This is a genomic window from Flavobacterium plurextorum (genome assembly GCF_002217395.1).
Taxonomy (GTDB): Bacteria; Bacteroidota; Bacteroidia; order Flavobacteriales; family Flavobacteriaceae; genus Flavobacterium; species Flavobacterium plurextorum.
On sequence record NZ_MUHD01000017.1, the window covers coordinates 42,878 to 55,295 of the forward strand.

General features: G+C 32.3%; 12 protein-coding genes. 3 read left to right on the forward strand and 9 right to left on the reverse strand.

Features of this window, described 5'->3' with window-relative positions; genetic code table 11:
• Positions 1-80: 80 nt before the first annotated feature.
• Together lpxK and B0A81_RS10320 are read left to right on the forward strand one after the other, a co-directional pair.
• Positions 81-1,106 (forward strand): tetraacyldisaccharide 4'-kinase, encoded by a 1,026-nt coding sequence (lpxK, locus tag B0A81_RS10315; protein WP_089057960.1) that lies wholly within the window; start codon positions 81-83, stop codon positions 1,104-1,106.
• Complete coding sequence (locus tag B0A81_RS10320; protein ID WP_089057961.1) at positions 1,078-1,890, forward strand: purine-nucleoside phosphorylase; 813 nt, start codon at positions 1,078-1,080, stop codon at positions 1,888-1,890. The genes lpxK and B0A81_RS10320 overlap by 29 nt, the downstream gene beginning before the upstream one ends.
• A gap of 9 nt (positions 1,891-1,899) precedes the next feature.
• Here the strand turns inward: B0A81_RS10320 and B0A81_RS10325 are convergent, their stop codons facing one another.
• From B0A81_RS10325 to B0A81_RS10345, 5 genes are all read right to left on the reverse strand, one after another.
• Positions 1,900-4,068, reverse strand: coding sequence for a tetratricopeptide repeat-containing hybrid sensor histidine kinase/response regulator (locus B0A81_RS10325; protein WP_089057962.1), 2,169 nt, complete (start codon positions 4,066-4,068; stop codon positions 1,900-1,902).
• A 26-nt stretch (positions 4,069-4,094) separates the two neighbouring features.
• Entirely contained in the window at positions 4,095-5,093 is a 999-nt protein-coding gene (gene gap, locus B0A81_RS10330) for a type I glyceraldehyde-3-phosphate dehydrogenase (protein WP_089057963.1), read from the reverse strand.
• A gap of 85 nt (positions 5,094-5,178) precedes the next feature.
• On the reverse strand, positions 5,179-6,045 hold the full coding sequence (lipA, locus tag B0A81_RS10335; protein WP_089057964.1) for a lipoyl synthase: 867 nt from the start codon (positions 6,043-6,045) through the stop codon (positions 5,179-5,181).
• Between the two features lie 75 nt (positions 6,046-6,120).
• Positions 6,121-6,825, reverse strand: coding sequence for a GLPGLI family protein (locus tag B0A81_RS10340; RefSeq protein ID WP_089057965.1), 705 nt, complete (start codon positions 6,823-6,825; stop codon positions 6,121-6,123).
• 176 nt (positions 6,826-7,001) lie between these two features.
• A complete protein-coding gene (locus B0A81_RS10345) occupies positions 7,002-7,703 on the reverse strand; it encodes a GLPGLI family protein (protein WP_089057966.1) in 702 nt (233 codons plus the stop codon).
• 592 nt (positions 7,704-8,295) lie between these two features.
• On the opposite strand from B0A81_RS10345, the gene B0A81_RS10350 reads away from it, so the two are divergent.
• Positions 8,296-9,168 carry a M48 family metalloprotease gene (locus B0A81_RS10350; protein ID WP_089057967.1) on the forward strand — a complete coding sequence of 291 codons (873 nt, stop codon included), beginning with the start codon at positions 8,296-8,298 and terminating at the stop codon, positions 9,166-9,168.
• Between the two features lie 68 nt (positions 9,169-9,236).
• Here B0A81_RS10350 and B0A81_RS10355 read toward each other — a convergent pair whose 3' ends face one another.
• From B0A81_RS10355 to B0A81_RS10370, 4 genes are all read right to left on the reverse strand, one after another.
• Positions 9,237-9,617 carry a PH domain-containing protein gene (locus B0A81_RS10355; protein ID WP_089057968.1) on the reverse strand — a complete coding sequence of 127 codons (381 nt, stop codon included), beginning with the start codon at positions 9,615-9,617 and terminating at the stop codon, positions 9,237-9,239.
• A gap of 143 nt (positions 9,618-9,760) precedes the next feature.
• Positions 9,761-10,591, reverse strand: coding sequence for an energy transducer TonB (locus B0A81_RS10360; protein ID WP_089057969.1), 831 nt, complete (start codon positions 10,589-10,591; stop codon positions 9,761-9,763).
• 154 nt (positions 10,592-10,745) lie between these two features.
• The gene (locus tag B0A81_RS10365; RefSeq protein WP_089057970.1) at positions 10,746-11,297 is read right to left on the reverse strand and encodes an RNA polymerase sigma factor; all 552 of its coding nucleotides are present in this window, start codon (positions 11,295-11,297) and stop codon (positions 10,746-10,748) included.
• The gene (locus tag B0A81_RS10370; protein ID WP_089057971.1) at positions 11,288-12,394 is read right to left on the reverse strand and encodes a glycosyltransferase; all 1,107 of its coding nucleotides are present in this window, start codon (positions 12,392-12,394) and stop codon (positions 11,288-11,290) included. Before B0A81_RS10370 ends, B0A81_RS10365 begins: the two co-directional genes overlap by 10 nt.
• Positions 12,395-12,418: the final 24 nt, after the last annotated feature.

Genomic DNA, 12,418 nt, shown 5'->3' on the forward strand with positions numbered 1-12,418 from the left:
AGTTTTAAATTTCAGATTTCGGCTGCTGCATTAACCTGAAACTAGAAACAAATTAACGAAAAAAATTATACTTTCGTAAAATGAATATACTTCGAAAAATACTTTTTCCTTTTGCAATTTTGTATGGATTAATCACATCAATTAGAAATTTTCTTTTTGATAAAGGAATTCTTAAATCGACTTCATTTGATATTCCTGTTATTGCGGTTGGAAATTTAAGTGTAGGAGGAACTGGTAAAACACCTCAAATTGAGTATTTGATTCGATTATTGTCAAGCAAATATAAAGTGGCGACTTTAAGTCGTGGTTACAAACGTCAGTCAGAAGGATTTGTTTTGGCCGATGCAAATTCAAATGCTTCAATATTAGGTGATGAACCGTTTCAGTTTTATCAAAAATTTCCAAATGTTCAGGTTGCCGTTGATGCAAATCGTACAAATGGAATTACTCAATTGCTCTCGCAGCGAGAAAAACCAGAAGTGATTTTACTAGACGATGCCTACCAGCACCGTAAAGTAAAAGCTGGTTTTTATATTTTACTTACTTCATATGGTGATTTGTATGCGGATGATTTTATGCTGCCAACAGGAAATCTGCGTGAGGCTATAAGTGGAGCAAAAAGAGCCAATATTGTTATTGTTACAAAATGTCCTGCTAAATTGGATGAATCTCAACAGCAAAATATTAGAAGAAAGTTAAAACTGGAAGCATCACAAGAATTATATTTTACCTTTATAGATTATGATGATTGTGTTTATTCTCAAACAGAGAAATTGACAGTCGACGAAATTAAAAATGAACAAAAATTACTTTTGGCAGGAATCGCAAAGCCAAAACCCTTTTTTGATTTTTTAAAATCTAAAGATGATGAATGTCTTACATTTCCAGATCATCATCATTTTACAGAAAAAGATCTTACAACAATCGCAGAGAAAGCAAAAAAACATAAAATTATTACAACCGAGAAAGATTATGTTCGTTTAAGGGACACCAGTATTGTATCGCAATTATTTTATTTGCCTATAAGAAGTTCTTTTCTCGGGGAACAAAATAATTTTGATAAAACAATTTTAAATTATGTGGGAAAAAGTTCAAGAAACAGTTAGTTATATAAAATCAAAAACACAATTCGAGCCAGAATATGGGGTGATTTTGGGTTCAGGTTTAGGAGGTTTTACAAATGATATCGAAATAGCATTTACAATACCTTATGATGAAATTCCTAATTTTCCTGTGTCTACAGTTCAAGGGCACAAAGGTGCTTTAGTTTTTGGAACTATTGGAGATAAAAAAGTGGTTGCGATGCAAGGTCGTTTTCATTTTTATGAAGGATACACGATGGAAGAAGTTACTTTTCCAGTTCGGGTAATGAAGTTTTTGGGAGTTAATAAATTATTAGTTTCAAATGCGTCGGGAGGCGTAAACGCAGCTTATAAAGTAGGTTCGATTGTTATTATTAAAGATCATATCAATTTTGCGCCGGAACATCCTTTGCGTGGTAAAAACGATGAACGTTTTGGACCTCGATTTGTAAATATGAGTGAGCCTTATTCTCGAAAAATGATTGCCAAAACGAAAGAAATTGCATTAAGATTGAATATCGAAATTCATGATGGAGTTTATTTTGGCTTACAGGGACCGACTTTTGAAACTTTGGCTGAATATAAAATGGTTAAAATTCTTGGCGCAGACTGCGTAGGAATGTCAACTGTGCCAGAAGTTATTGTAGCACGCCACATGGATGTAGAAACTTTTGGAATCTCAGTAATTACCGATATGGGTAATGAGGAAAGTATAGATACGATCTCTCATGACGAAGTTCTTGAAGCAGCAAAAATGGCAGAACCTCAAGTAAGAGCTTTGATAAAAAACTTGATTTTAGAATATTAAGTTTTTACTTTAAAAAAACTTGGCGATTGTGCTGTAAAACTCATCTGGAACGAATGGTTTTGTAATAACATCATTCATTCCGTAAGATAAAAGCATATCTCTGTTTTCGTCAAGCGAAATCGCAGTCAACGCAATAATAGGAGTTGTTTTATCAAACTCTCTAATTTGCTGCGTTGCTGTTGTTCCGTTAATGCCTGGTAAATGAACATCCATTAAAATCATATCGAAACGCTTTACTTTTAAAAGCTCAACAGCTTCTTCTCCGTTATCGATAATTTCGCAAGTTATAGCTTTGTTCTCCAGCATTTTTCGAGTAATCATCTGATTGATTTTATTGTCTTCAATCAGTAAAATTGATTTGTTCTTTAATTGAGAATCATCGTATGTTTTTTCTTCTTGTACAACCTCCAAAGGTTCTTTATTGATTTTAAAATCTAATTTAAAAGTAAAAGTAGATCCCTTGCCAACTTCACTTTTCAATTTTATTTCGCCTCCCAAAAGTTCAATTAGTTTTTTTACAATAGTAAGCCCAAGTCCAGTTCCTCCATATTTTCGATTTACTTCTATTGATCCTTGCGAAAAACTTTCAAAAACGCTTTGTAATTTATCTTCAGGAATTCCAATTCCAGTATCAACAATTTCAAAATAAACCGTTGCCGTATCTTCTTCTTCAGCGTACAATTTTGCAATTACATTTACATGTCCGTTTTGAGTGAATTTCAGCGCATTGTTGATTAAATTCAATATAATTTGAGACAATTTAGTAGGATCACCAATTAAATTGTCGGGAATTGACTTGTCTATTTCAAGATTGAAATAATTTTTATTGGCAGTAGCCAATTCTTTTAGAGAGCTTTGAATATTAAAAAGAAGTTCTTTCAAATTAAAGCTGATACTTTCAACTTCGACTTTAGTAGAATCGATTTTATTGATTTCAAGAATTTCGTTGATAAAAGTAGTAAGGTAATTTCCTGAGAATTTTAAGGATTCTAAGTATTTTAATTGTGTTTCTTTCGGATCATCTTCGAGTAATAAATGGGTGATTCCATTAATCGCATTCAGCGGTGTACGAAGTTCATGACTTACCGTTGATAAAAACTCTGATCTGGCTTTAGAAGCTTTTTCAGCTTTGTTTTTAGCTAGAATTAATTCTTTATTTTTCTCTCGTAAAAGCAGGTTGTTTTGATTTCGAATGATATTGTTTTTGTATAAAGCTAAACTCAAAAGCGATAAAATCGAAATTAAAGCAATTGCCAAAATACTGACTAGTTTAGAGTATCGATATGTTTTTAATTGAATTTTTTCTTCGCTTTCGCGTTTTATACTATTATTTAAAGATTGATTTTTTTTGAATTTTTGGTATTCATTAAAATCAATTTTGGCATTTTTTAATTTTAAAATATAGTTTTCTAATTGATAATGCTCATCTAAATAAGAATAAGCAAGATCAAAATTTCTGTTTTTTTTGTAATACTGGCTTATTGCTAAAACAATTTTAGATTTTTGCGAAAGATCATTTGTCTGCGCATTGTAATCTAAAGCTTTGTCAAAATAAATTATAGCAGAATCATTTCGTTTAAGTGCAGTTTCAATTAATCCTAGCTGATAGTAAGAACTGCTTTTAGTTTTTATAATAGCAGGATTATCAGGTTTTTTGGTGATTTTTTGTAAAGTTTTGGCAGCTAAGCGTAAGTTCTGATTTGACTTAAATGCCATTGCTTTTTGATAGGTGAGAACTTCGGCGCTGTCAATAACTCCTAGTTCTTTTAAAAGGTCTTGAGCTTTTGCGTAATATATATCGGCAGTTTTGTAGTTGCCCATTGCCGTGTTTGCGGCACCAATATAATGCAGTGCCAAAATTTTTGTGCAATTAGGTTTTACACTGTCAAATGAAGAAACACTTTTGTGAAAGTTCTTTAAAGCTTCATCATATTTTTGTTGATTATAAAATATTTTCCCAAGCTTAAAGGTTTGGTTGGCAAGATTTTGAGTATGATGATGCGTTTCGCAAAAATCAATTGATTTTTGAGTGTAAAAAACAGCTGTATTGTATTTTTTATTACTGAGATTTTTGTTGGCGAGTTTATTGTAATAGGAAACACTATCCGTATTCTTTTTAGTTTGAGAATACAAAAATGAATTAAAAAAACAAACCAGAATAAGAATGTGGTATTTCATGTATTGCAATGCTTTTACAATGAATTCTATTTTTTTCTTATCAGTAAAATCAAATCTATTAATCTCGATGAATATCCAATTTCATTATCATACCAACCCACAACTTTTACCATTTTATCAATAACAGAAGTAAGTTGTGCATCAAAAAGACATGAATGCGTGTTGCCAATTATGTCAACAGAAACGATAGGATCTTCAGTATAATCTAGTATTCCTTTTAAATTTGTTTTTGAGGCTTCTTCAAATGCTTTATTAATTTCTTCAATACTGACAGCGCGTTTTACATTAAACGTTATGTCGGTCAATGAACCATCAGGAACTGGAACACGAATGCCGCAGCCTCCTATTTTTTCATGCAATTTAGGAAAAATTTTTGTTAATGCCTTAGCTGCACCTGTAGTTGTTGGAACAATTGACTGACTTGCGCCTCTCGCACGGCGTAAATCCTTATGTGGCTGGTCGTGAAGACTTTGGTCAGTTGTGTATGAATGTATTGTTGTAATGTAAGCCTGCTCAATTCCGCATAATTCCTCGATGATTTTTATCATCGGAGCCGCATTATTTGTTGTACAGCTTGCATTTGAAACAATGTCTTCGGTTCCATCCAAAATAGTTTCATTTACTCCTAAAACAACAGTTTTTATCGTGTCTACTTCAGAAGGAGCAGAGAGTATTACTTTTTTTGCCCCAGCTTCTATATGTGCATTTAATTCTTCGTGTGTTTTATATTTTCCCGTTGATTCTATAACAAAATCGATAGAATGACTTTTCCAATCTAAGTTAGAAATGCTTTTTTCATGAAAAAACAAAAAGTGTCTATCATCAACAATTATCCCATTTTCATCATGAGATACTTTAAATGGTAAAACACCATGTATACTGTCGTATTTTATTAAATGCGACATGGTTTTGTTATCGGCAATGTCGTTAATTGCAATAACTTCAATTTCAGGGTGGTTTAGAAGCAGTCGGAATAAGTTTCTTCCAATTCTTCCAAAACCATTAATAGCAATTCTTGTTTTCAATATTTTGTTTATTTGTTTAATCGTTCAGCTGTTTAATCGTTTTATCACTGCGATTAAACGATTAAACAGTTAAACAAATAACCTTTTATAATATGTGTTTTTGAGCTTTGTAAGAAGAACGAACTAACGGGCCGCTTTCTACATGTCTGAAACCTAATTCTTGACCAAATTTTTCATATCGAGCAAATTGTTCAGGTGTAATGAATTCTTTTACAGGTAAATGCTTTTTGCTGGGTTGTAAATACTGTCCAATAGTAACAACATCAACATTTGCATTTCGAAGGTCGGTCATAGTTTGAAAAACTTCTTCTTCCGTTTCTCCAAGACCTAACATGATTCCAGATTTAGTTCTGTTTATTCCTTTTTCTTTCAAGTAACGCAAAACTTCTAAACTACGATCATATTTTGCTTGAATACGAACTTCTCTAGTTAAACGTCGAACAGTTTCAACATTATGCGAAACTACTTCTGGATTTGCTTCCACAATTCTATCAAGATTTCTTTCCATTCCTTGAAAATCCGGAATTAAAGTCTCAAGTGTAGTATTCGGATTCATTCTGCGAATCGCTTTTACCGTTTCAATCCAAATTATTGAACCGCCGTCTTTTAAATCATCTCTATCAACACTTGTAATAACAGCATGTTTGATATTCATGATTTTTATAGAACGAGCTACTTTTTCAGGTTCATCCCAGTCTACTGTTTCTGGTCTGCCGGTTTTAACACCGCAAAAACCACAAGATCTAGTACAGACGTTTCCTAATATCATAAAAGTAGCAGTACCTTCTCCCCAGCATTCTCCCATATTTGGGCAGCTTCCAGAGGTGCAAATTGTATTTAAGCTGTATTTATCGACTAAACCACGAAGTTCAGTATATTTTTGTCCAATTGGTAATTTTACCTTCAACCATTTAGGTTTTGCAGGTGGTATGTTTTCAATGACTGTTTCCATATATCATAATTCAAAGTACAAAGATACGGAAGTTGACAATAAGATTATAGTATTGCGTTTTATCAAGACAAAATATTATTTATATTTTGCAAGAGGACTTATTGAATCTAGATAAGTTTTGATGTCCTTGTACATTTGACGAATTGAAACTGGTCTGGTTTTCATTTCTGGTTCTTTGATTTCAATATTTTCGTTACTGATTACAATTTTATCAACTGTAACAACTGTGTATTCTCCAAGTTCTACTTTTAGTATTAAACCCGGCAATCCCCAGTATAAACCTGGTCCGTCATTGACTGGTATTTCTTCCGCATACCAAGCGGTAATAGGAGCTAATGATTTTGTTGTAGTCGCTTTTTTGCAAGTGTATCCATTGATAACAGCAGTTTCGTCTGCAAATGTCCATTCGTAGTCGGTAAGTTTCTCTTCTGCGCTAAAATCTTTATTGCTGATAGTATATTCTTTTCGTATTGATTTGTTATTTTGGTTTTTAAAGGTTATGTCAATTGTAGGGAGATCAATTTGATTATAGGTTTCAAGCTTACGACCTCCAATTTCTACATGTGAAGTATCAATAGATGATTTTTGTGATGGGATTAGTTCAGTAATAGATTTTTTATCAGCATAAGAATAAGTAAATGTTTTAGGTTTAATTTCATTAGAAATGGCTCTGCTTTCTTTTCCAATTGTTTTAAGTATTTTTTCTGTATAAGTTGCTTTTATGGTTTGTGAATTGGCCTGTAAAGCAATAAAAAGAAAAAAAAGAATGTTTCTATTCATGATTTTAATTATATGGTTTTGGTTGTTTTTGTAATAGAATAAAAGTAAGATAATTAATTCAAGTTTTAAGTTGTTTGCTTTGTTTTTCTATTCATATTTAATGTTTTAGCTTGATTTTGAAAATTTAAATTTAGTCTTATTCTGCTATGAGTTTAGCGTTTTAACAAGACAAAATATTATTTATATTGAAGAGGCCTTATTGAATCTAGATAAGTTTTGATGTCCTTGTACATTTGACGAATTGAAACTGGTCTGGTTTTTATTTCTGGTTCTTTGATTTCAATATTTTCGTTACTGATTACAATTTTATCAACTGTAACAACTGTATATTCTCCAAGTTCCACTTTTAGTATTAAACCCGGCAATCCCCAGTATAAACCTGGTCCGTCATTGACTGGTATTTCTTCAGCATACCAAGCGGTAATAGGAGCTAATGATTTTGTTGAGGTTGCTTTTTTGCAAGTATATCCATTGATAACAGCAGTCTCGTCTGCAAATGTCCATTCGTAGTCGGTAAGTTTCTCTTCTGCGCTAAAATCTTTATTGCTGATAGTATATTCTTTTCGTATTGATTTGTTATTTTGGTTTTTAAAGGTTATGTCAATTGTAGGGAGATCAATTTGATAATAGGTTTCAAGCTTACGACCTCCAATTTCTACACGTGAAGTATCAATAGATAATTTTTGTGATGGGATTAGTTCAGTAATAGATTTTTTATCAGCATAAGAATAAGTAAATGTTTTAGGTTTAATTTCATTAGAAATGGCTCTGCTTTCTTTTCCAATTGTTTTAAGTATTTTTTCTGTATAAGTTGCTTTTATGGTTTGTGAATTGGCCTGTAAAGCAATAAAAAGAAAAAAAAGAATGTATCTATTCATAATTTTAATTATATGGTTTTGGTTGTTTTTGTAAGAGAATAAAAGTAAGATAATTAATTCAAGTTTTAAGTTGTTTACTTTGTTTTTTATTCATATTTAATGTTTTAGCTTGATTTTGAAAATTTAAATTTAGTCTTATTCTGCTACGAGTTTAGCGTTTCAAGGCGATGCGAAATTTTTCCTTCAGTAATTTTGCTGTTAATTTAAAGTTTGAAAAAACATGAAAAAGAGATTTATTGTATTAGGGATTTTACTGACGGCTTTTAGTTTTACTGTAATGAATGTATAAATACTGTCGGATATTAGGTAAAGTTGTTCGTGGATGTACTTTTAGTGATACTGATACAGCAGTTTTAGTTAAAGAATCAGTTGCTGAATCTCTCTGTAAAATGTAAAAACGGCGAATTCTCTAAAGAACCTGCCGTTTTTGTATTTTATGCTGTTAAGTGCTATGAATAATAGCTGTAGATCGTTATGCAGCTCATCAAAAATTTATATCTTTAATTTGTTTGAAAAAAAGAAGCTTTCCGTGAAATGAAATAGGATTTTATTGTAATACATTTGTTGTTAAATAATAATTATGTTTAGAAATATGAAAAAGAAATTTATTGTATTAGGGGTTTTGTTTGCTGCTTTTGGATTTACAAAAACAAACGCACAAATTAATTTAGGTGATAAAGCAATTGGAGCGGTTCAAAAAGGAGTAACTGCGTTTACATTAACGAATGCAGATGCAGCGGCTTTATCTAAAGAAGCAGTTGCAAAAATGGATGCTGAAAATGAAGTGGCTGGACCAACTGATGGTTATACACTAAGATTGAACAGAGTGTTTGGAAAATATACTGCTGGTGATGGATATACTTTAAATTATAAAGTATACAAAGTTAAAGATGTGAATGCTTTCGCTACTGCAGATGGAAGTGTGCGCGTATATTCGGGTTTAATGGATATTATGGATGATAACGAATTGCTGGCTGTAATAGGTCATGAAATTGGTCACGTTGCCAATAATGATTCCAGAGATGCAATGCGTGCAGCTTACCAAAAAGAAGCGGTGATTGATGGAGTTTCTTCTCAATCAGCAAAAATATCTTCACTTACTGATAGTCAGTTAGGGAAAATTGGAAGTGCCATGATTGACAGTAAACACAGCCGTAAACAAGAAAGCGAAGCGGATTTGTTTTCATATAATTTCTTGAAGAAAAATGGTTATGATGTAAATGCAGAAGAATCAGCATTTAGAATTTTGGCTAAAATGAGCGAAGGAGCTCAAGCTTCTTTTATTGATCAAATGATGAGTTCGCATCCAGATTCTAAGAAAAGAGCAGATGATGCGAAAAAAAGAGCTGAAAAAGATGGTTTGTATAAACCATACGTACAGCAAAAAATAGATAATACGGTTCCAAAAGCGGCAACGACTAAAAAGGCAGCTACAACCAAAAAAGCCGCAACTAAAAAGAAATAATAATTTCTAGTTTAAAAAGAGAACGGCAGATCGTATGATCTGCCGTTCTCTTTTTTTGTATACTATTGTTAGCCTAAAACGTGATGCGCTAAAACTTTTTGAACGTCATAAACATTTACAGATTTGTTAAACTGTTTAACGATACTTGGATTCAGTTCGCTTGAAACCCATATTTTTAATTCGGCATCAAGGTCAAAAGTTCCAGCAGTTTCTACGCTGAAACGAGTGATGCTTTTGTAAGCAATAGATTTATATTCGGTTTTGCTTCCAGTTAATCCTTGTACATCAACTAAGATTAATCTTTTGTTGGTAAAGATAAAAGTATCACGGATTAATTTAAAACCCATTTCAATTTCTTCATTATCAGTTAATAACTGACCATACTTTTTAAGCAAATCTTCCTGAGTGACAGTACCTGCATTACCCATAAGGGCTGAAAATATTCCCATTTTTTTGTTTTTTACGGTGATTATTGTGTTTATGATTAGGAGTTGTAAAAGTAGAAAAAATAGAATATGTTTAGTTCGGTAAATGTTTCAGTTTTGAAGAAAAAGCATAAAAAAAGCAGAACCTAAATTCTGCTTTTCTATTTTTATTCTGCTTCTGTTTTTATTGTTATCGGGAGATTGTAAGCAGTTCTTACTGCTTTACCGTTTAGTATTCCCGGAGTCCATTTTGTTTTTAATGATTTTAAAACTCTAATCGCTTCTTTCCCCATTCCGTAACCTGGATCATTTTTTACTAGGATGTCTGTAATTGAGCCGTCTTTTTCAATTACAAATGAAACATACACTCGTAATGTTTTTTCAGCATCCAATTCTGGTCTGTTAAAGTTGTTTCCAACATAAGCATAGAATTTAGCCATTCCACCTGGGAATTCTGGCATTTTGTCTAAAACACTTGTGTTCACAATGCCGTTTCCGTTATCAATTGGCTCAGAAGTTCCTGGGTTTCCTGTGTTTCCTGTCCCTGGCAAAACATTGACGCTGGTGCCTGTTCCTGTAGTATTTTCTACTATTGGAGCATTGTTTGCATTTGTAGCGATTTCTGGTGTTGCTTGAGCAGCCGAAGTAACAACTGGATTTGTCAATTGCAAAGCTTCAGTTACTGGTGTTGCAGCCGTTTGTTGAGGTGGTGCGATTGGTGCAGGAGGTTCAGGCTGTACCTTAATCGGCTCTGTGTTGACTTGCACAACTACCAATGGTTCTGTAATTGGTGTTGCCTCGACAGGATCATGTGTCCTAAATTTATTAATCAGCATCGATACGCTTCCTAAGGCTGCTAGTAACAACAATCCCATGAATAGAGCTGTAATAGTAGTTTTAGAATTCTCTTGGCGTAATTGATACGCGCCGTACTCTTTGTTTTTGTTTTCGAAAACAAGATCAATCCACTTGTTTTCATAGATGCTAGATTTAGACATGATTTTTGGGTTTTAAGGTTAAGTAACTTTAAATCATACGCAATAAGAATTAGGGTTTTGACAAACAACGCAGAAGTTGATGTTTTAGTGTGTTAAAGTAATTTTTTTAAGAAAAAAGAAGATAATGTGTCATTCTTTTCTTAAAGATAATAAATTATCTGTTACGATTAATGATTTCTGCTAACAATTTTTTAGCACGAAGTAACTTTACTTTAACATTACTTAAAGGTTCGTCTATTTTACTGGCGATTTCTTGATACGTCATTTCTTGAAAATAACGCAGTTGAATTACTTCTTGATAATGAGGTTTTAATTCTTTAATGCACAGAAGCAGTCGAGACAGGTTTTGCTCGTTAATCAAAGCATCTTCAGCAGAGAGAGTAGTGTCAGCAATATTATAAGCCTGCTGATCTTCGGCATCGGTAATTTCTATAAAAAGACTAGTTTTCTTTTTACGCAATAAATCAATATAGACATTTTTGGCAATAGCAATCAGCCAAGTGTTAAACTGAAATTCAGAATTGTAAGAAGCAATTTTGTCAAACGCTTTCGAAAAGGTTTCAATGGTAATATCTTCGGCAGTCGTTTCGTTTTCTGTTCGTTTAAGCATGAAGCTGTAAACTTCATTCCAATAATAATCTAATAAAAAAGTAAAGGCGGCTTGATCGCCTTTTTTTGCTTTTTCTATTTTAGAATTTATTTCCAATATACAGGTTTTGAAAAGATATTAGATATAAAGATATTAATTTGCGTGAATATAAGCGCTATTTCTACAACGGGAAACCAAATTTTAATATCATTTTCTTTTAATTTTCCTGCAGAAAACCCAATAACAGTCCAAACTATGGTGTAACGAGTTGCAAGAATGGCTAAAACTGCAATCCATTGAAATTGAAAAGCAAGCAGAATTATGACCGACAAAAAGAAAAACAATTGCGAGCAGAAGAAAATTCCCAACTGAAATTTGTCGAAAAATTTATAATATTCAGCCGTAGAAACGTGTCTTCTTTTTTGAGTAAACCATTCTTTGTAAGTTTCCTTTGGTTTAGAGTAAGTAAAACTTTCTGGAGTATAAGAAATGGTTGTGTTCGTTTTATTTGCAGCCTGATTAATAAATAAATCATCATCGCCGGAACGAACTTGTATGTGCTCAATAAAACCATTGACATTAAAAAATTCTTCTTTTTTGTAAGCTAAATTTCTTCCAACTCCCATGTATGGAAATCCTGCTTTAGCCCATGAAAAGTATTGAACTGCAGTTAAAATAGTCTCAAAACGAATAATTTTATTTAGTAATGAACGCTCTATTTTTTCGTAACCTCCATATCCTAAAACAATAGTTTTATTCATTGTAAATTGCGAAGTCATTGCTGTAATCCATTCTTTTGAAGTTGGGTAACAATCAGCATCCGTAAACAATAAATAATCTTTTTTTGCTGCTTTAATTCCTAATGTTAAAGCGTATTTTTTATTTCCCCAAAAAGCTTCGTTGTTTTTTACTTTAACCAAACGAATATTAGGATATAGATTTTCAAATTCTTCAAAAACCTCTAAAGTTTCATCACTGGAAGCGTCATCAATTAAAACAATTTCGAAATCAGGATAATTTTGTTCAGCTAATAATGGGATAAATTTCTTTACGTTTTCTTCTTCATTTTTTGCGCAGACAATAACTGAAACCGGAATCTTTTTAGGTGTAATGTTTTGAGGTTTAGCGAATGCAAACTTTCCAAAAATTCCTAAGTAGTAGAAAACTTGAATAAAAACAATAGCAATAAAGAAGTAAAATAAAGTTATAAGCATATGGTTTTAATGTCTATTAATATC

Coding starts and splice junctions, on each gene's coding strand:
- lpxK (WP_089057960.1), top strand. CDS start 81: ATGAATATACTTCGAAAAATACTTTTTCCTTTTGCAATTTTGTATGGA.
- B0A81_RS10320 (WP_089057961.1), top strand. CDS start 1,078: ATGTGGGAAAAAGTTCAAGAAACAGTTAGTTATATAAAATCAAAAACA.
- B0A81_RS10325 (WP_089057962.1), bottom strand. CDS start 4,068: ATGAAATACCACATTCTTATTCTGGTTTGTTTTTTTAATTCATTTTTG.
- lipA (WP_089057964.1), bottom strand. CDS start 6,045: ATGGAAACAGTCATTGAAAACATACCACCTGCAAAACCTAAATGGTTG.
- B0A81_RS10340 (WP_089057965.1), bottom strand. CDS start 6,825: ATGAATAGAAACATTCTTTTTTTTCTTTTTATTGCTTTACAGGCCAAT.
- B0A81_RS10345 (WP_089057966.1), bottom strand. CDS start 7,703: ATGAATAGATACATTCTTTTTTTTCTTTTTATTGCTTTACAGGCCAAT.
- B0A81_RS10350 (WP_089057967.1), top strand. CDS start 8,296: ATGAAAAAGAAATTTATTGTATTAGGGGTTTTGTTTGCTGCTTTTGGA.
- B0A81_RS10355 (WP_089057968.1), bottom strand. CDS start 9,617: ATGGGAATATTTTCAGCCCTTATGGGTAATGCAGGTACTGTCACTCAG.
- B0A81_RS10360 (WP_089057969.1), bottom strand. CDS start 10,591: ATGTCTAAATCTAGCATCTATGAAAACAAGTGGATTGATCTTGTTTTC.
- B0A81_RS10370 (WP_089057971.1), bottom strand. CDS start 12,394: ATGCTTATAACTTTATTTTACTTCTTTATTGCTATTGTTTTTATTCAA.